At 67.7% G+C, this 18,203-nt stretch carries 13 protein-coding genes and 1 pseudogene; 6 read left to right on the top strand and 8 right to left on the bottom strand.

What is annotated here, in order from left to right; translation table 11 throughout:
- Nucleotides 1–11 precede the first annotated feature (11 nt).
- The 3 genes from A3IC_RS0104690 to A3IC_RS52495 all read right to left on the bottom strand — a co-directional run bounded on the left by A3IC_RS0104690 (nucleotide 12) and on the right by A3IC_RS52495 (nucleotide 3,688).
- Complete coding sequence (locus A3IC_RS0104690; protein WP_020548912.1) at nucleotides 12–1,367, bottom strand: diacylglycerol/lipid kinase family protein; 1,356 nt, start codon at nucleotides 1,365–1,367, stop codon at nucleotides 12–14.
- A gap of 191 nt (nucleotides 1,368–1,558) precedes the next feature.
- A complete protein-coding gene (locus A3IC_RS0104695; RefSeq protein ID WP_020548913.1) occupies nucleotides 1,559–2,326 on the bottom strand; it encodes a FadR/GntR family transcriptional regulator in 768 nt (255 codons plus the stop codon).
- Nucleotides 2,327–2,377: 51 nt separating this feature from the next.
- Nucleotides 2,378–3,688 carry a Gfo/Idh/MocA family protein gene (locus tag A3IC_RS52495; protein ID WP_079026250.1) on the bottom strand — a complete coding sequence of 437 codons (1,311 nt, stop codon included), beginning with the start codon at nucleotides 3,686–3,688 and terminating at the stop codon, nucleotides 2,378–2,380.
- Between the two features lie 664 nt (nucleotides 3,689–4,352).
- On the opposite strand from A3IC_RS52495, the gene A3IC_RS0104705 reads away from it, so the two are divergent.
- Both A3IC_RS0104705 and A3IC_RS0104710 read left to right on the top strand, forming a co-directional pair.
- On the top strand, nucleotides 4,353–5,129 hold the full coding sequence (locus tag A3IC_RS0104705; protein WP_020548915.1) for a FadR/GntR family transcriptional regulator: 777 nt from the start codon (nucleotides 4,353–4,355) through the stop codon (nucleotides 5,127–5,129).
- A 727-nt stretch (nucleotides 5,130–5,856) separates the two neighbouring features.
- Nucleotides 5,857–6,900 carry an enolase C-terminal domain-like protein gene (locus A3IC_RS0104710; RefSeq protein WP_026217888.1) on the top strand — a complete coding sequence of 348 codons (1,044 nt, stop codon included), beginning with the start codon at nucleotides 5,857–5,859 and terminating at the stop codon, nucleotides 6,898–6,900.
- 137 nt (nucleotides 6,901–7,037) lie between these two features.
- Here A3IC_RS0104710 and A3IC_RS0104715 read toward each other — a convergent pair whose 3' ends face one another.
- From A3IC_RS0104715 to A3IC_RS0104730, 4 genes are all read right to left on the bottom strand, one after another.
- Nucleotides 7,038–8,045, bottom strand: coding sequence for an aldo/keto reductase (locus A3IC_RS0104715; RefSeq protein ID WP_020548918.1), 1,008 nt, complete (start codon nucleotides 8,043–8,045; stop codon nucleotides 7,038–7,040).
- 232 nt (nucleotides 8,046–8,277) lie between these two features.
- On the bottom strand, nucleotides 8,278–9,105 hold the full coding sequence (locus A3IC_RS0104720; protein WP_020548919.1) for a carbohydrate ABC transporter permease: 828 nt from the start codon (nucleotides 9,103–9,105) through the stop codon (nucleotides 8,278–8,280).
- A gap of 1 nt (nucleotide 9,106) precedes the next feature.
- On the bottom strand, nucleotides 9,107–10,126 hold the full coding sequence (locus A3IC_RS0104725; RefSeq protein WP_245599147.1) for a carbohydrate ABC transporter permease: 1,020 nt from the start codon (nucleotides 10,124–10,126) through the stop codon (nucleotides 9,107–9,109).
- Complete coding sequence (locus A3IC_RS0104730) at nucleotides 10,105–11,400, bottom strand: extracellular solute-binding protein (protein WP_020548921.1); 1,296 nt, start codon at nucleotides 11,398–11,400, stop codon at nucleotides 10,105–10,107. Before A3IC_RS0104730 ends, A3IC_RS0104725 begins: the two co-directional genes overlap by 22 nt.
- An 834-nt stretch (nucleotides 11,401–12,234) precedes the next feature.
- Here A3IC_RS0104730 and A3IC_RS0104735 point away from each other — a divergent pair.
- Together A3IC_RS0104735 and A3IC_RS70600 are read left to right on the top strand one after the other, a co-directional pair.
- Nucleotides 12,235–14,589: an Ig domain-containing protein gene (locus tag A3IC_RS0104735; RefSeq protein WP_245599149.1), complete on the top strand. Its 2,355-nt coding sequence runs from the start codon at nucleotides 12,235–12,237 to the stop codon at nucleotides 14,587–14,589.
- Between the two features lie 85 nt (nucleotides 14,590–14,674).
- A pseudogene (locus A3IC_RS70600) lies at nucleotides 14,675–14,869 on the top strand (fumarylacetoacetate hydrolase family protein); the annotation flags it as partial.
- Here A3IC_RS70600 and A3IC_RS0104740 read toward each other — a convergent pair.
- The gene (locus A3IC_RS0104740) at nucleotides 14,856–15,434 is read right to left on the bottom strand and encodes a helix-turn-helix domain-containing protein (protein WP_026217891.1); all 579 of its coding nucleotides are present in this window, start codon (nucleotides 15,432–15,434) and stop codon (nucleotides 14,856–14,858) included. The pseudogene A3IC_RS70600 and the gene A3IC_RS0104740 overlap by 14 nt on opposite strands.
- A 189-nt stretch (nucleotides 15,435–15,623) precedes the next feature.
- On the opposite strand from A3IC_RS0104740, the gene A3IC_RS52500 reads away from it, so the two are divergent.
- Nucleotides 15,624–16,886 carry an MFS transporter gene (locus A3IC_RS52500; protein ID WP_052173198.1) on the top strand — a complete coding sequence of 421 codons (1,263 nt, stop codon included), beginning with the start codon at nucleotides 15,624–15,626 and terminating at the stop codon, nucleotides 16,884–16,886.
- 268 nt (nucleotides 16,887–17,154) lie between these two features.
- Nucleotides 17,155–18,171, top strand: a complete 1,017-nt coding sequence (locus tag A3IC_RS0104750) for a sugar phosphate isomerase/epimerase family protein (RefSeq protein ID WP_020548925.1) — start codon at nucleotides 17,155–17,157, stop codon at nucleotides 18,169–18,171.
- The last annotated feature ends 32 nt before the right edge of the window (nucleotides 18,172–18,203 follow it).

The following is an 18,203-nucleotide window of genomic DNA, read 5'->3' on the forward strand; positions in this document are numbered from 1 at the left end:
GAGGCGTTGCCTCAGGCGGCGCCGCGTCCTGTCGTACCGCGTCCCGCCGCGACCCGCCCCATCGTCAGCGCCAGACGCCGCACACGGTGCCAGTCCATCGGCGGAGCGCCGTGCGGCACGCCCGGGCGGTCCCGGGGCACGCGCACGCGCAGAGCGCCGGCCAAGAGGCGACAGCGCACCGGGGTGGGCAGCGTCAGGGCCTCGCCGTCGACACCGACCGGGATGAGGGGAACGTCGGCGTCGACGACGACCTCTCGGGCGGTGGCCGCGGTCAGCCCGCGGCTCCGCCCACCACGCAGCAGGAGCTCCGACGCTTCGGCGGCGTTTCCGACCCGGACACACAGCACCCCCAACTCGCCCGAGTCCAGTCGCTTTCGGCGCCCCAGTCCGGCCGAATCGCCCCCCTCGTAGGGGTTGTTGCTCACCAGTACGGCCTGGGGACCGTCCATGGTTCGCGAACCGGCATGGGCACTCAGCCGCGCGCCGCTGTGGTGAGTCAGCAGATCCGGCAGCATCTCCAGGATCGTACGGGCCTTGTCATCGCGATAGGCGGGACTCTGCACGATTTCCGCGTACACGCCGAACGAGGCGTTGTTGATGAAGACTTGTTCCGCGTTCCGGTCCGCGGGCTCTCCCACACGGAGGTAGCCGAGGTCGACGCGCAGTTCGACGCCGTCGGTCAGTGCCTCCAGACATCGGGCGGGGTCCTGCCGATCCAGGCCCAGGTCCATGGCGAAGTGGTTTCGGGTGCCGGCGCTGATTACCATGAAGGGAATGTCGTGCTCCGCGGCCACAGCGGCGACCGATGCCTGTGTACCGTCACCACCCGCGACGCCGAGCAGGTCGGCTCCGCCCCGGACCGCCCGCCGCGCCAGATCGGCCACATCCTGGCGCCGGGTCGGATCCAGCACGACGACCTCGGCACCGAGAGCTCTGGCTCGCTCCACGAGGTGGAACTTCTCGACCTTTCCGCCGCCCGAGAGCGGATTCATGATCAGGAACGGTCGCTCGGCCCGACGGACCGAGCGCTCCGGCATGCGTGGCGAGGCGTCTTCGACAAGTGCGGACCTGCCCGCGGTAACGGCCAGCGCCCAGAGGCCGACCGAGACCAGCACGACCCACAGCAGCCCGGCATTCGTGTACAGAAGCAGGACACCCAGCGGCGCGCCGACCACCAGCAGCGCGGCCAGCGCCCTGATCCAGCCGGTGTGGGTGAGCATCCACCACACGCCGGCCGCCGTAAGCGCCAGTCCTGCCCAGCTCACCGCCATGAGCACGAGGCTTGCGAGCCCGCCGAAGATCACCAGCACCACAAGCGCCGCCGCGCCCGCCGCCAGGGCCAGACGCGCGGTCCAGCGCCCGCTCATCGGAAACCTCCCGCCACTCCACCGGCCGCCGGAGAAATCTCGAACACTGCGTACCGGGCGAGCCGACTCCCTGCGGACATGAACGTCCGCGGGCATCACGTTCAGGGTACGAGCGCGCAACCCGCGCGGCATGTCCACCATGGAATCCCGATCGGCCGCACGGGATGCCCTTCGTGACTGGACGCCCGAGTTCAGGATTCGGTGTCGCCGCCCGGTAGGACATGACGCCAGATCTCCCGTTGGAACTGCCGGGCGGTCATGCAGATGTGCTCGGCCATCAGGCCCTCGGCGCTGCTCGGCTCGCCGGACGCGATGGCCGCGGCGATCGCCTCGTGCTGCGCCGCGGCCACCAGCAGCGACCCGCCCGCGACCCCGGCCAGTCCGATCACCATGACCTGGCGCTGCAGGCGCCGCACCGCGTCGACGGTGGAGGCGAAGAACATGTTGGCCGCCGCGTCCGCGATGCCGGCGTGGAACGCCTCGTCCGCGGCGGTGAAGCCGTCGACGTCGTCCTGTTCCGCCGCCAGGGTGGACCGCCGCGCGGCCTCGCGCACCGCCTTGACCTGCGCCGGGGTGGCTCGCCGCGCGGCCTGGCCGGCGGCGCTGGTCTCCAGGTGCCGACGGAACTCGAACAGCTCGTCCACCTGCCGCAGGTCCGCGGGGAGGAAATTGGTCAGCGACCTCTGCCAGGAGGGCTGCTCGGGCTCGGCCACGTGGATTCCACGGCCTTTCCGTACGGACAGCCGCCCCAGGGCGGAGAGAATCTTCACCGCCTCCCGAACCACGGTCCGGCTCATCCCCACCTCGTCCGCGAGCTCCTTCTCGGTGGGCAGCCGCGCGCCGGGCTGAAGTCCCGTTCCGACCACGTACTCGAGGATGCGTTCCGCCGCGACCTCGTACCCGGGACGGTAGACACCCCCCGCGCTCGTGGGCGCGGAGACCTTCTCTGAGCGGGTCAACGATCATCCCCTCCACTCCGTCGCCGCAGGTGCCCTGCCGGCCGGCCCGCATCAGTTTTCGTCATCGCGCTCTTCGCTCCGGCCCGGGTCCCCTCCGGGCAGCGAGCTTGCTTCCGATGCGCTCGCCCGGCCCATCCGCGGGTGCGCCGAGCACGCACCGACGGCAGGGTCACCGATGCCCTGGCGGCGGGCTGGGATCCGACCGTCTGCGAAGTACGCGGCCACGTCCGGGTCCACGGGGGCGACGTCGATGGCCTTTCCTCCGTTCCGTAGCGACATGGTGGCCGCGTAACCGGCGGCCACCGCCTCGCGGGCGGCCACCGGTGAGGTGACGGTGGCCCCGCCCTCCCGGACGAACCCCAGGAACTCCTCGACCAACGCGGGATCGGCGCCGCCGTGCGTGCCGGGCGGGGTGTGGACGCGCACCACCACGTCCGCTTCCGCCCGGTACTCGGAACGGCGGTTCCACACCCGCACCTCCGCCCCCTCGGAATCACCGAAATTCTCCAGTCGCCCCTCGGTGCCGATCACGGTGTAGTTGCGCCAGGTGTCCGGGGTGTAGTGGCACTGCTGGTAACTGGCGAAAACGCCGTTGTCCAACCGCATCTGCATCATGCTCAAATCCTCCACGTCCATCACCGGGGCCAGACCGGTCTGACTCAGCGGCGGCCAGTTCTCCTGCGAAAGCCACTCGGTCATCCGCTCCCCGGTGCGGTCGCGGCGCGAGGTGATGCCGCCGTAAACCGTCAGCGCGCCCATGGCGTTCACCCGCCGGGTGTACCCGCCGGCCAGCCAGTGGACGACGTCCAGATCATGGGCCCCCTTCTGCAACAGCAGACCGGTGGTGTTGCGCCGGTCGGCGTGCCAGTCCTTGAAATACCAGTCCCCACCATTACCCACGAAGTGCCGACACCAGACCGCCTTCACCTCACCCACAGCCCCGCCCGCGATCAACTCGCGCATGGCCACCACGACCGGCATGTGCCGCATGTTGTGACCTACATACAGCGGCGTCCGATGCTCCCGGGCCGCCCCCAGCAACCGATCACACCCCTCGGTGGTGATCGCCATCGGCTTGTCCAGAAACACCGGAACACGCGCCGCGAGGAAGTCCAGACCGATCCGCTCGTGCGTGTGATCCGGAGTCAGCACGAACACGCCGTCGAGCCCGGCATCCAGCAACTCGCGGTGATCCGGAGAGGTTTTCACCCCGGCACCGAAACGTTCCCCGGCAACCCCAAGCACCCGCGAATCACGATCACACACCGCGACCACCACGGATCCCGAACCGGGCCGATGAGCCAACCCGACCAGATCACTACGAGCGCCCAACCCGATGACGCCGAGCCTGATGTCGTCCAACGCGCTGTCCTTTCGTGGGATTTCGGGGAGTTGCGGTTGCCGCCGGCCAAGGTGGTGCCCTGGATGAAGTGCCACTCGGGCGGCATGCGGGCCACGCTCACCGACGTGGGGGCCATGGGTGGAGGCCATGGCGACCCGGCGGTCACATCGGACAGCCGGAGAAGGGCTGCCTTGGAACCCGGCTGGAGGGGCCATCGGCGGCACAAGGGCGGTGCCGAGCGGAGGCGATGGCTCGCCACCGCGCTGCGCGGCTTGGTTGTTGGTCCCCATCGCGGACCTCATGGGCAAGCTGGACTGGGAGACGCCCTGCTGCTGTGCCGAATGTACATGGAGACATCCCATCCGCGCTACGATGGGAAGGCGATAAATCAGATACATATCGACCCTCAAGGTGGAACCTCGCCGGCTTCCCCGGGCCTCGTGCGCGGATCGCGAGGGTTTCGGGAGTGGTTGTCCAGTCGCGACCCAGGGGCGGTATCGCGTAGTCACGGTCAGGGGGTGCGGTGCGATCGGGACGAGAGGCTCTTCGGGCCGCCTGATCCTGGCACTTGGGATCTGAATGTGATTCACTGATTACGAAGCGTATGATATATGTGAAACATAAGTCGACGTCGAGGTGTGGTCAGCAGACCGGCGGCCACAAGAGGGAAGCGAGAGAGAGTCGTTGACCCACTCAGAGAAGACCTCTGCGCCCACGCAGGCGACGGGCACGGCGCGGGGATACCGCCCCGGCTACGAGGTCGCAGCGGAACTGATCCTCGAGTACGTCGTCCAGGCGGGGCTTCGGCCCGGTGACCGGCTGCCCACGGAGAAGGATCTGGCCGACGAGGTGCGGATGAGCCGGACCGTGGTCCGCGAGGCGGTGAAGATCCTCTCGGCCCTGGGGCGGCTGTCCGTGCAAAAGGGCCGCGGCATCTACGTGGCCGAGCCCGAGCAGTCCTCCTGGCAACAGTCGCTCGCCAACTTCCTGCCCGCGGACCTTCGGCAGGTCGACGAACTCTTCGAGTTCCGCCGCCATCTGGAGACCACCGCCGCGAATCTGGCCGCGCAGCGGGCCACTCCCGCACAGGTCAAGGCCATACGCGAAGCCGCACGGCAGTCCACGCATGCGGCACAGCAGGGCGACATCGATGCTTTCACTCGCGCCGACGACGCCTTCCACACCGGCATCGCGGCCGCTGCCGCCAATATGTTCTTCGTCTCCACCGTCGACGCGATGCGACGTCTGCAGCAGCAGGTCATGGCCATCGGGCTGGCCGGGGTCGCCGGCGGATCCCTTCAAGTGGCCGCCGAACAACACGAGGCCATCGCGGAAGCCATCGCCGGCGGAGAAACCGGCCGCGCCGAGACGCTGATGGCCGAACACATCGACATGACCGCCCGGCAATTCCAGCAGGAGATCTGGCGCCGCGTCGTACCGAGCGACGACAGCCGCCCCTGATCAGGCACCCGTGCTCGGGTGTTCGGACTTGCGCGACGCCGTCGCGCCATTTCGGGCCCACCATCCGCGGAGCGATCCCCGGCGGGTCGCGGTGGGTCGCGCGGGCGTGCTCGTACCCGATAGGGCCGCAAGTGCCACCCGATCACCGCACGGAAGCGTGGAGCCTCTCGGTCGGCTCTTGCACACCTCGCCGACCGGCGGGTCGTAGTCGCAGCGTGTGATTTGGGCCGGTAGTTGGTCTCATCACGGTTGGCGCCCTTCCGATGAGCGGTCATCAGTGCATGGCGCAGCGCGAGATGGATCGCATACATGCCGGATCCAGCAAAATCGAACCGCGCTGACGTTTCAGGAGCCCCGTAGCAGGTGGGAGGGGACGCCGCCGGTCGCCTGACCCTTCCCCCGCACCGACGTCCGGGTCGGAAAAGCCCGACCGTGAAGGGGAAGAGTCCGGGATTATCGAACCTGGCGTCGAGATTTTTGATGTGATTTACTGATCCAGCGTCACATCATATATCCGAGACATATGATGGCCGCCAGGGCCGGAACGTGCCGACAGGCAGCCTCAGGGAGCAACCGAGGAAGTGTCGTTGCCCCCTCGGAGCATTGCTCCGCGCCCGGGTACAAGGTCGCTGCCCTACGCATCCTCGGCCACGCCGTCCGGGCGAAACTCCGGCCCCGCGACGACATCCACTCCGGATCCCCGTGCCTCCAGCCGTGAAGGACATCCATGCGAATCATCGATGTGACTGTGGAATTGGTCGATCTGCCCGCTCAGCCGCCCTTCCGATGGCGCGCCGGCCTTCCGGGCTCGGAGCCGGCGGTGGTGGGCGGAATCCTGCGCGTCCACACCGACGAGGGCCTGGTGGGCGAGGCGCACACGAGGCGCGGAGTCATCGTCGCCGACCTGGTCGCCCGACGCATCCGCGAGGACCTCATCGGTCGCGATCCAATGATGCGCGAGCTGCTGTGGCAACGGCTGTGGGAGCTGGACCGCATCGAGGAGCTTCCGATCTATGCCCTCGGTCTGGTCGACGTGGCGTTGTGGGACCTGGCCGGCAAGGCGACCGGGCAACCCGTCCACCGACTGCTGGGCACCTACCGCGAGGCCATCCCCGCCTACGCGAGCACGGTCACCTTCGGCAGCGTCGAGGAGTACCTGGACATCGCCACCCAGTGCCTGGAACTGGGCTACGTCGGCATCAAACTCCACGCCTGGGGCGACCCGAGGGCGGATGCGGACCTGTGCCGGAAGCTGCGGGCGCACGTCGGCGACGACGTCCCACTCATGTACGACGGCTCGGCCGGGTTCGACCTCGCCGACTCGATCCACCTCGGTCACGTGCTGTCCGAGGCCGGTTACCTCTGGTACGAGGAGCCGATGCGCGAGTTCAGCGTGACCGCCTACCGCCGGCTGGCCGAACGGGTCGAGGTCCCGCTGCTGGTCGCGGAGACCTCCGACGGCGCACACATGAACGTCGGCGACTTCATCGCGGCCGGGGCGGCGGGCCGGGTCAGGACGAGCGCGCAGTACAAGGGCGGAATCACCGGGGCCCTGCGCGTCGCACACCTGGCCGACAGCTACCAACTGCGAGCCGAAGTGCACGGCAGCGGCGTGGTCAACGCCCACCTGTGCATGGCGATCCCCAACACCACCTACTACGAATCCCTGGTCTACACCAACCCCGTGCAACGCGAGCCGGCCGTCGGCGCCGACGGGCTCGTCCACGCCCCGACAGCCCCCGGCATCGGCTTCGACCAACCGGGCTGGTGACGAGTTCGCGAGTGGTCGCCGCGGGCGGCAACAGGGAGGGCGGGCGCAGCTGCGCCCGCCCTCCCTGTTGCCGCCTGTCTGCCGCGCCTTCCGAGCGAGTGGGGCCGTAGCTCCGGCACGGGACACGACGATCCGGGTCAGCGGCCGTCTTCGTCCCGATGCCGGTCGGGTACCGGCGCGTTCCAGGGCAGCAGGCCCCGAGAACGCAGTGTGAGCCACATATCCGAGGGGATGTGATGGCGCATCATCGCGGCGGCGTCCACCACTTCGGCAGCGGTACGCGCCCCGAGCACAACACCGGCGACCGCCGGATGGCCGAGCGGGAACTGCAGTGCCGCTGCCCGCAGCGGGACCGCGAAGTCCTCGCACACATTCCGCAACACCAAGGCCCGTTCCAACATGCGTGCGGAGGCGGGGGCATAGTCGAAGGTCGCGCCCGGCTTGGGATCGGCCAGCAGGCCCGAGTTGAACACGCCGCCCACCACAACGGACACCCCGCGTCGCTCGGCCTGCGGCAGGAGCGAGGCCAGCCCGCTCTGATCGAGCAGCGAGTAGCGGCCGGCCAACAGGACCACATCCACGTCGGTGTCACGGATGAACCGCGCCGGCATCTCGGCCTGGTTCATGCCGACGCCGATCGCGCCCACGGTGCCCTCCGCGCGCATCCGCTCCAGCTCGGGGTAGGCGTAGTCGAGAGCCTCCCGCTCATGGTCGTCGGGGTCGTGCAGGTAGACGATGTCCACCCGATCGAGACCGAGGCGGGTGAGGCTCTCCTCGACGCCGACGCGCATACCGCGGGCGGTGAAGTCCCACACCCGCTCGTGGGTGGCCGGGACGGCGAAGCCGTTCGCCCGGTCGTCGGCGTGCGGTCCGGTGAGTGGGCGCAGCAGACGACCGACCTTGGTGGAGAGCGTGTACTGGTCACGCGGCCGGGTGCGCAGGGCCGCTCCGAGGCGACGCTCCGACAGGCCCAGACCGTAGTGGGGGGCGGTGTCGAAGCTGCGGATCCCGCAGGCCCAGGCGGCTTCGACGGTGGCTGCCGCGTCCTCGTCGCTGATCGCGTGGAACAGGTTGCCGAGGGGAGCGGCGCCCAGCGACAGTTCGCCGACCGCCGGGGCGGTGGGCCCGAGTTCCGTGCTGCGCATGGGTTCGGATTGCCTCTCGATCGAGGGCCTCGGCCGCGCTCCTTGGAACCGTTGTCCCCGCGGCGGGGCCGGATGCTTGGAAATCGGGCTTCGGCAGGCCCGCACGGCCGGGTTCGCCCCTGCCGCGGGCGGCGTGGCCGTCGCCCGATGCGGTGTGACCGCGCACGATGACGAGACGGCACAACGGGGCGGGGGCTTCCACGGCCCCCACCCCGTTGTGCCGGTCGACCGGTCAGCCCTTCGTCGCTCCACCGGTGAGGCCCTTGACGAACTGCTTCTGGAAGACCAGGAAGAACACCAGGATGGGCAGCGTCGCCAGGAACATGAGGGCGAAGACCGAGCCGTAGTCCGCCTGGTGTTCGCCGATGGAGCGATAGATGCCGACGGTCACCGTGGTCCCGGCGGCCGGGCCCAGGATGATCAGCGGGTTGAGGAAGTCGTTCCAGATCCAGACGCCGAGGAAGATCAGCACGCTGGACGATGCCGGTCGCATCAGGGGAAAGACCACCTGCCAGAAGGCACGGAACGCACCGGCCCCGTCGATGGCCGCCGCCTCCTCGATTTCACGGGGAATCGTTTTGGCGAACCCGGCGAAAACGAAGACTCCGAACGGCATGTAGTAGCCGACGTACGCCAGGACCAGACCGGGCACGGTGCTCATGAGGCCGAGCGTCCTGAGCACTTCGGTGATCGGGGTGAGGATGACCGCCGGCGGCACCATGAGGCCGCACAGCAGCGTGACCATGGCGACTTTGGCCAGGACACCGTTCGACCGGGCCAGGTAGTGGCCGAGCATGGCGGAGATCGCGGTGACGATGAGGATGGAGATCACGGTGACCTCCGTGCTGTTCATCAATCCGTACCAGAAGAGATGGTCCGGTCGGGACAGCACGCTCTGGATGTTGTCCAGGGTCGGTGGGACCGGCAGGCCCACCGGGTTCGACACGATGTCCGAACCGTCCTTGAAGACATTGACCAGCACGAGGTAGATCGGCAGGAAGAACAGGATGCCTGCGAGCAGCGCGGCAGCCGGACGGAGCCAAGCCCTGGGTTTGTTCATGTCAGGAAGACACCTCGCGTTTTTGCAACAGGCCGAGCGCGATCACCGACACCACCGCGACCATGACCAGCATCGCCACGGCCATCGCCGAGGCGTAGCCGATGTGGTTGCCGTTGAACGCGGTCTGTACCACCTCGAAAGCCAGGGTGGATGTGGTGCCCGGGCCGGGGCCGCCATTGGTGAGGACCTGGACCTGGTCGTATGCCTTGAACCCGCCGATCAGCGACATGACCGTATTGATGGTGACGGCCGGCGCCAGCATCGGCCAGGTCACGTGACGGAACCGCATCAGCGGTCCGCAGCCGTCGATCGATGCCGCCTCCTGCAACTCCTGCGGGATTCCCTGAAGCCCCGCCAGGTAGATGACCACGCAGAATCCGAGCCCTTGCCAGGCGATGACCCACGAGACCGTGTAGAGGGCGAGATCCGGGTCGGAAAGCCATCCCGGCGGATTACTCGTCCCCAGCCGACGCAGCATGGAATTGAGCAGGCCGTCGTCGACGAGAATCGCCTGCCAGATGACGCTGACCACCACGGCGCTGAGGACGACCGGGAGGAAGAACACGCTGCGGAGCACGTTGTACAGCCAGCCGCGTCGATCGAGGAGCAGCGCGATGGCAAGCCCACCCGCGTTGGTGGCGATGGTCACGATCACGGTGACGAGGACGGTGTTCCCCAGCGCTGTGAGGAATTCGTCGTCCGAGGCGAGGTTCGTCAGGTTGTCGGCGCCCACCCACCGGGTCGGTGGATTGAACGGATTCTTGTTGGTGAAGCTGTAGCCGATCGTGATGCAGACGGGCACGAGCACAAGAGCCAGGTAGACCAGCAGACCCGGCGCCGCGAAGAGGGTGAAGCGGCTCAGTCGGTCTCGTGAGCGCGCCCGTCGGGACCGATGCGGCGACCGCTTCGGCACGGTGGTCGGCGGCCCCTCACCTGCCACGCCCGAACTTTCGAGCGTGGCAGGAAAACGTGCCGGACGGGTGAGGGTACGGATACGCATTACCGGGTGGCCTTGTCCCATTGCTCATCCATGTAGGTACCGAATTGCGAGGCTGTCATCCGACCGCTGAGGAGGTCCTGAACGCCTGCCGCGGCCTTGTCGGCCAGACCCGGCGGCAAGGAGCCGTCACCGGTCTCCTGGGAGAAGGAGTGGACGATTCCATTGGCCGTCTGGGCCTGCCGATACGCCGCCACGGTCTCCTTGTAGACAGGTCCCATGTCGTCCGGGGCCGCGTAGCCCTTGATGTCGATGATGAGCCCGTCGGCCTTGACGCCGGCGTTGAGGTTTTCGGTGTCTTCCATGAAGGCCTTCGCCCACTTCTTGGCGAGTTCCACGTCCGGCGCCTTGGAGCTCACCGTCATCCCGCCGCCCGTGTTGCTCGGAAGCGCCGACGCCCCCTGGTCGGTGGGCCAGGCGAACACACCCGTGTCGAAGCTCGGCTTCTTCGTGTCGGCGGAGGCGGAGAACCAGCTGCCCATCGGGTACATCGCACCCTTGCCGTCGCGGAAGGCCTGCTCGGTGTCCGAGTAGGAGCGGGACAGCCCGGCCCGGTCGATGTAGCCCTTGCCGGCCAGATCGGCGACCTTTTGGGCGGCCGCCACGAAAGCCTTGTCGGTGAACTTGACTTTGCCCGCGGCGCGTTGCGAAAGCCAGTCCGGCGTCTCCTTGTAGACCTCACTGGCCACGGTACACATCAACGGGAACATGTCGGCCCAGGAGTCCTTGCCGCCACCGCCGACCACGAACGGATTGAACCCCTTCGCCTTCAACTTGGCACTGTCGTCGAGCAGCTCGGCGTAGGTACGGGGCGGGGCATCGATACCGGCCTCGGCGAAATTGCTCTTGTTGTAGTAGACGAGCGTCGTCTGGGTGGAAAAGGGCAGTTGGTAGACCTTCCCGCCGTACGTGTTGGCGCGGGGCTGGGCGTAATTCGCGAGGTCGGTGTCCGACCACTCCACCAGCTTGCCCGCCTGGGCGAATCCGGCAGGGTTCAGGCCGATCATGATGTCCGGAAACTGGCCCGTACTGTCCAACTGCTTCGCGTACCCGGTGCGGTCGGAGCTGGGTGCCACGAGCTTCTTGATGGTCACCCCGGGCACCTTCGCCGAGGCACGGGCTATCGCCGCGTCCCAATACTTCGCATCGAGGTTGGGCGTTTCGAAGGTGAGGAAGGTCAGGGTGCGCTTGTCGCCTGATGACGCATTTCCACTGGAAGTGCTACCGGCCGTGCATCCGGTCAGTACGAGCACACCCGCGAGGGCGGCGGCCCCCAGGAGTTTCGAATTGCTTGTCATGGGTCTCTTCCCCTGCCCGTCGATGTCGGAGGCGGTGGTGTGCCGGTGCCTGTGTCGTTACGATGCCGACAATGGGGCCCGACGTCCGCCACGTCCGTCCCAAGGTTCGGACTCTTCCGAGAGTCCTCCTGCGCTCGGCGGCGACCGACCGAAAGCGCTCTGAGTCCGAGGGCTTCGAGTATCGAAGTCCGCCCGCGACAGTGTCAAGAGATAAGACCCAACTATCCCGCCTTGCATCCCTCATAGATGCGATACATCGGAGATAGCTGGAGTTCCGGCCTGCGGCGGGCCGGCGGCCCGGACCGGGCCGATGGCGACCTGCGCGGTACCGACGGCTTGATGGAGCGCCTTGTGAGCCCGTGTGAACGTCGCGTCGTCGCACCCGGTAGCGCGCACCGGCACCGGTGGCGGCCTCGCCGATGCCCCCGGTCGGACAGATGTGGCGCCCGCGGCCCGCGGCCGACCGGCCCCGACCCCAGCGAAGCGCCGGCGCCCGAACCCAGATAGATCCGAACTAAGCCTTGACTCGCTGGTCGGTCGGCTGCACGCTGGTTCGCACTTGCGCTGGGCATCTTCCCGTGAGAGGCAAGGCATTTCACGTAGCCGCGGCAGCATCGGCTCGACGCTTCTCGTCTGCTCGTACTCGATTGAAGAGTACGAACTATGTGGGGACACCGTCCGTCGTCCCCTGCGGGACTCCGAACCCATGCAGCCGCAGCACGAACGATCGGCACTTACACGCTTCGTCGAGATTCGCTTCACCGAGGAGAAAATATGGACAGACGCCGGTTTCTGATCGTCAGTGGCCTCGGTTCGATCGCAACGGTGGGGACGATGGGGCTTACGGCCTCCCCCGCTCAGGCGGTGCGGGCAACCACCGAGGGGATATCCACCGATGGGGTATCCACCGATGAGGCGTCCCAGTTGCACCGGATCACCGCGGGCTTCCTGTCGGTGGGCGTCGACGGCTGTGGTCGGGTGAACCGCCTGTTGGATCTGCGCAGCGGCACCGACTATCTGGCGGCGGGCACTTCGGTGCCCCTGGTCAGTGTGGTGGCCGATGGCCGACAAGAGGTTCCCACCAAGGTGAGGGTCTCGCCGCGGGACCGGCGAGTGCTGGTGTTCGCCGGCGAGAAGGTGACAATCGAAGTAAAGGTCGTCGGTTTTCCGACCTACTCCACACTCGAGGTGACCGGCTTGACCGCGGCCCCGGGGGTGGATGTGCAGACATTGTTGTGGGGGCCGCTGCCGACGAAGATCACCCAGACGATCGGTGAGACAGTCGGGATGGTCGGCGACGACAATTTCGCCGTGGGGGTTCGCCCGCTCAACGACAAGACCGTGGGCGGATGGCCGAACGAGCACCTCGCCTACGGGTTCGGCCCGGATCTCGTCTGGAATCCGTACGGCCTGCAGACCGGCGAGAAGGACGAGTGGCTGGCGAGCAATGTCGCGGCGAAGACGAAGTGGGGCAGCGTGCTGCGCGCCACCACCTATGACTACAGCCGGGAACGGATCCGGCAGCGCACCAACGGGTACGAGATCCCGCTCGGACCGCTGCCCGGGCCGGAGGGGCGGATCGTCGGGTCGAAGATCGCGCTGTTCGGCAGTGCGCCGGATCTGTCCCTCACCGTGCTGAGTCAGATCGCCCAGGAGCACGGCCAGGCATACCCGACCCTCGACGGCCAGTGGCAGAAGGTGTCCCAGCGCACCTCGCAGTCCCATTTCTGGGTCCACGATCTCAACACGAGCAACGTCACCGCTGCCAGCCGGTACGCCCGGCAGGCCGGGGTCAGGAACATCTACGCCATCTCCGGCGACGGGCCCTGGGTGTCGCACGGGCACTACCAGTTCAACGGTGCGTTCGGCGGATCCGACGTGGCAGCGGCCCAGTTGGTGGCCACGGCAGCGAAGGAGGGCATCGAGGTCGGCGTGCACACTCTGTCCAACTTCATCGACGCCCACGACCCGTATGTGAAGGCCCCGGCCGACGCGCGGCTGTCGGTGGGCGGAAGCGTCGGCCTGACCCGACCGCTCGACGCCTCGGACACCACGCTGTACGTGGACGCCGACCGCCCGCTGGGGCCCGGCGTCGACGGCCAACGACTGCGGATCGGCGACGAGTTCATCACCTACGGCACCGTCACCAAGGTCAGCGACGGCGAGTGGAAGGTGAGCAACCTGGCGCGGGCGCAGTGGGGATCCACCGCGCAGTCCTGTCCGGCCGGCACCCGTGTCAGCCGGCTCATCCAGAACGGCTATGGCGGCGCGATGGGCGGCCTGCCGATCATCGACGAGGTAGCCACCCGGCTGGCCACCGCGTACAACGACACCGGCATCCGGGCCACGTCCTATGACGGGTTGGAATCGGCGGGCTACACCGGGTGGGGCGGCTACGGCTTCGCGCATCTGGTCAACGGCGTCCACCGGCAGCTCGGCTCCCAGGAGTTCGTCACCGAATGCAGCAACCTCGCGTCCAACACCTGGGACGCCCAGTCCCGGGCCAGTTGGGGCGAGATCGGCAGGACGGACTACGCCCAGATCCTTCGCAGCAACGCGTTCTACCGCGCCAACTGTCTGCCCGGGATGATGGGCCAGCAGGGGTTCTCCGGCGGCGACAGCCTGCAGAAGATCGAAGTCACCATGGCGCGCGCGGCGTCCCTGAACGCCGGCATCAACTTCGAGACCAGCGTGGGAAGTCTCGCATCCGGAGCGAACACCGCCGCGCTGCTGCAAGCGGTCAAGACGTGGGAGTCCGCGCGCGGCGTCGGCGCGTTCACGGCCGAACAGAACAAGCAGTTGGGCGACCCGAACACATACTGGCACCTGAGCGAGGTGACGCCGCGTCAGGAATGGTCGCTGCAGCAGCTGGACTCGTCCGGTCAGCCGATCGGTGAGCCGCAGCGGGTCAAGGCGCCGACGCCGAGCTTCATCACACCCGAGCCGCCCGATGCCCGGGTCGGTGTCCTGTACGCGTTCAAGGTGACCTCGAGCACGCCACAGACGGTCCGCTACGAAGTCACATCCGGCAGTCTTCCGTCCGGACTCACCCTGAACAAGGACACCGGCGGCATCACGGGCGTGCCTCGCACCAAGGGCACCAGCAAGTTCACCATCACCGCCCGCAACGGTGGGGACACCGCCGACGCCAAGATCACCTACCGGGTGAAGACCACGTCGCCGCGGTGAAAACCGTGAGGGTGTTTCGCCGTCGGTGATCCACCGAAAGCGCGTAAGGCCGCCATCTCACGGCGGTTGCCGGCGGTCGTCGACCACCACACCCGCAAGCGGGGAGGTCGAACTCGCCGTCGTCATCGGCCGTCGGGCCCGCTACCTCGACTCACTGGAGGATGCCGCGGACTGCGTCGCCGGCTATGCGACGAGCAACGACGTGTCCGAACGCGAGTTCCGGCTGGAGCGCGGGGGCCAATGGGACAAGGGCACGTGCTCATCTGTCAACGCCTCGGGGTGCGCAGGTGGATGCGTTCGCCCTTCTTCCCGAAGAGGCTGAGTACTTCGACGCCGCCGAGACCGGCGGCGCCGAACCAGTGCGGAATCCGGCAGTCGAACTCGGCTGCTTCACCGACTCCCATGGTGAAGTCGCGGTCGCCCAGCTTTACGCGGAGTTCTCCACGGAGTACATAGAGCCATTCATATCCGGTGTGGGCCCGTAGGTAAGGCTGTTCATCGTGCGCGGGGATGGCCATCTTGTAGGCGCGCGGTTCTCCCCGATGTCGCGACAACGGGATCAGCACTCTGCCGTCTTTCCTGGTGGGACGTTGCGGCACGGGAGCGTCGAGGATCCGGGGCGCGGCGACGATTTCGTCGAGGGGGATGGCGAGCGCTGCGGTGATCGGCAGGAGGAGCTCAAGACTCGGCTTGCGCTGACCTGATTCCAGTCGGGACAGCGTGCTGGTCGAGATGCCGGTGGCTCGCGCGAGGTGGGCCAGGCTGATGCCCTTCTTCTCCCGGGCCCGCCGCAGTCGAGGAGCGATCTGCTCGATCACGGCATCGAGGCTTGGTTGCTCGTCCATGCGAGGCAGTCAACCAAATGTGTCCCGGAATCAGCAAGGGAACTTGCTGAAACCGGGCGGCCGTCGCGATCCTCTCGGTGGAGGTGACCGAATGAACGCGACAACGTATTCAACGAACGGATCGGCGACAGAGGTGCCCTGGGACGCCGTCGGCGTCGGCACGACCGCACGGGTCGGGGGCGCCGACTGATGGCCGCTACCACAACGGAGGCGTCCCGTACCCATTCCTCCGACAGGTTGCCCGCCGGCGTGTACCTGCTCGGTTTCTGCCTGTTCGCGATGGGAACCGCCGAATTCCTGTTGGCCGGCGTACTGCCGGCGGTGGCCGCCGATCTGGACGTCACGCTCTCCTCGGCCGGGTTCCTGATCACCGCGTTCGCCATGGGTGTCGTGATCGGCGGGCCACCATTCGCCGTGCTCAGCCTGCATTGGCCCCGCCGTGCCACGCTGCTGACGACTCAGGGCCTCTTCGCCGCCAGTATCCTCGTCGGACTGCTGGGCAACTACCAGGTCCTGCTACTGACCAGAGCGGTTTCCGGTATCGCCTACGCGGGCTTTTTCGCTGTCGCGTCGGTGACCGCGATCGGCCTGGTGACACCGGACCGGAACGCTCGCGCCTCCGGAATCGTGGTCAGCGGGCTCGGCGCGGCCATGGTCGTCGGCGGTCCCACGGGCACGCTGATCAGCCACTTCACCCAATGGCGCGTCGGTTTCTGGGTGGTTGTGGCCCTGACGGTCGCCGGGATCGTCGGTTGCCTCCTCGGGCTCCCCGCCCTCGACTCGGACGACGACCGACGCACCGGGCCGCGCGTGTCGCGGGAACTCGCCACCATGCGGAGCCCGATGCTCTGGGTCATCTACGCGATCACGATCCTGACCACCGCGGCTTACATGATCACGTTCAACTACCGGGCGGCCCTGCTCACCGACGTCACCGCCATCCCCGAAGTCTGGATCCCGCCGATCCTCGCGCTCTTCGGTGTCGGCGCCTTCGTCGGTCTCTCCATCGGGGGACGCGTCTCCGATCAGCGCCCTCACCTCGCGCTGCTCACCGGCGCGACGGCGATCGTGGTCCTGTCGGCCGTGCTGGTCTTCGCGATCCGGCACGTCTGGGCGGTCGTTCCCGTCGTTTTCCTGATCGGCATCGCCGCGTTCGTGCTGAACCCCGCCATCTACGGACGGGTCTTCGCCATCGCGGCCGACGCCCCGAGCCTGGCCGGCGCCACGAACGTATCGGCATTCCAACTGGGCATCAGCATCACTCCCGTCCTCGCGGCCGCCTCACTCACACAAGGGGCTGCCCTCACATCGGTCTGCCTGATCGGAGCCGTCCTCGCCGCCGCGTCCGTGCCCCTCATCCTGCTCGACCGATCACGACAGGCCCGCTCGACGCGAGACCGGGCCGCTGACACACCTTCAGCCGCCATCCGTCCGATGCGAGACCCGGGATGAGCTCGACGTCCCCGGCCGGCGAGAGAGGGTGTGTCGGCCGCGGTAGCGAGCCGCCGCGCACTGTGCCGTCGGCGCCGCCCATCACGTCCGCCCGACGCCCAGCGCCCGTAGCTTTGTTCTCTGGAAGGAAGAAAACGCCTCTCCGACACCAAAGTTCTTCTCAGGACAGTCGTAAGTCGGTTACGTTCACGACAAACAGCGGTCGTACGACGACGAAGAGCAGAACGTGTGCGCGAAGCGCATGCGACCCGCGGATCATGGAGGCGTAATGGCGCGACCGATCACGCTGTTCACCGGCCAGTGGGCCGACCTGCCGTTCGAGGAGGTGTGTCGGCTGGCCGCCGAGTGGGGTTATGACGGCCTCGAAATCGCTTGCTGGGGCGATCATTTCGAAGTCGACCGAGCGCTGGACGACGACACGTATGTCACCCGCAAACTGGCGACCCTCGAGAAGTACCGCCTGCGCGTCTGGGCGTTGTCGAACCACCTCGTCGGGCAGGCGGTCTGCGACGACCCCATCGACGAGCGCCACCGCGCGATCCTTCCCGCCCGAGTATGGGGCGACGGGGCGCCCGAAGGTGTACGAACCCGTGCCGCCGAGGAGATGAAGGACACCGCGCGAGCCGCCGCGCGTCTGGGCGTGCGTACGGTCGTCGGATTCACCGGGTCGTCGATCTGGCACACCGTGGCGATGTTCCCGCCCGTGCCGCAGTCGATGATCGACGCCGGGTACCGCGACTTCGCCGACCGCTGGAACCCGATCCTCGACGTGTTCGACGAAGTCGGCGTGCGGTTCGCGAGCGAGGTCCATCCCAGCGAGATCGCCTATGACTACTGGACCACCGTGCGTGCCCTGGAGGCCGTGGGGCACCGGCCCGCTTTCGGGCTCAACTGGGATCCCTCGCACTTCATCTGGCAGGACCTCGACCCGGTCGGGTTCATCCTCGACTTCCGCGACCGCATCTACCATGTCGACTGCAAGGACACCCGCGTTCGGTGCGGCGACGGTCGCCGCGGACGATTGTCCTCCCACCTGCCGTGGGCGGATCTGCGACGCGGTTGGGACTTCGTCTCCACCGGCCACGGCGATGTGCCTTGGGAGGACTGCTTCCGCGCGCTGAACGCCATCGGATACGACGGGCCGATCTCGATCGAGTGGGAGGACGCCGGCATGGACCGGCTCCTCGGTGCGCCCGAGGCGCTCGGCTTCGTTCGCCGCCTCGACGGCATTCGTCCGCCCGAGGCGTCCTTCGACGCGGCGTTCGGCGACGGTTCGAGCAACTGACCTCGTGGACCGCGTCGTTGGGTAGGTCGGGG

This window comes from Embleya scabrispora DSM 41855 (assembly GCF_000372745.1).
In the GTDB taxonomy this organism is placed as follows: domain Bacteria; phylum Actinomycetota; class Actinomycetes; order Streptomycetales; family Streptomycetaceae; genus Embleya; species Embleya scabrispora.

Bases quoted from the DNA above. Each gene is read 5' to 3' on its own strand.
- A3IC_RS52500 (WP_052173198.1), top strand. From the start codon at position 15,624: ATGGCCGCTACCACAACGGAGGCGTCCCGTACCCATTCCTCCGACAGG.
- A3IC_RS0104715 (WP_020548918.1), bottom strand. From the start codon at position 8,045: ATGCGCAGCACGGAACTCGGGCCCACCGCCCCGGCGGTCGGCGAACTG.
- A3IC_RS0104735 (WP_245599149.1), top strand. From the start codon at position 12,235: ATGGGGCTTACGGCCTCCCCCGCTCAGGCGGTGCGGGCAACCACCGAG.
- A3IC_RS0104740 (WP_026217891.1), bottom strand. From the start codon at position 15,434: ATGGACGAGCAACCAAGCCTCGATGCCGTGATCGAGCAGATCGCTCCT.
- A3IC_RS0104750 (WP_020548925.1), top strand. From the start codon at position 17,155: ATGGCGCGACCGATCACGCTGTTCACCGGCCAGTGGGCCGACCTGCCG.
- A3IC_RS0104710 (WP_026217888.1), top strand. From the start codon at position 5,857: ATGCGAATCATCGATGTGACTGTGGAATTGGTCGATCTGCCCGCTCAG.
- A3IC_RS0104720 (WP_020548919.1), bottom strand. From the start codon at position 9,105: ATGAACAAACCCAGGGCTTGGCTCCGTCCGGCTGCCGCGCTGCTCGCA.
- A3IC_RS0104725 (WP_245599147.1), bottom strand. From the start codon at position 10,126: ATGGGACAAGGCCACCCGGTAATGCGTATCCGTACCCTCACCCGTCCG.
- A3IC_RS0104690 (WP_020548912.1), bottom strand. From the start codon at position 1,367: ATGAGCGGGCGCTGGACCGCGCGTCTGGCCCTGGCGGCGGGCGCGGCG.
- A3IC_RS0104730 (WP_020548921.1), bottom strand. From the start codon at position 11,400: ATGACAAGCAATTCGAAACTCCTGGGGGCCGCCGCCCTCGCGGGTGTG.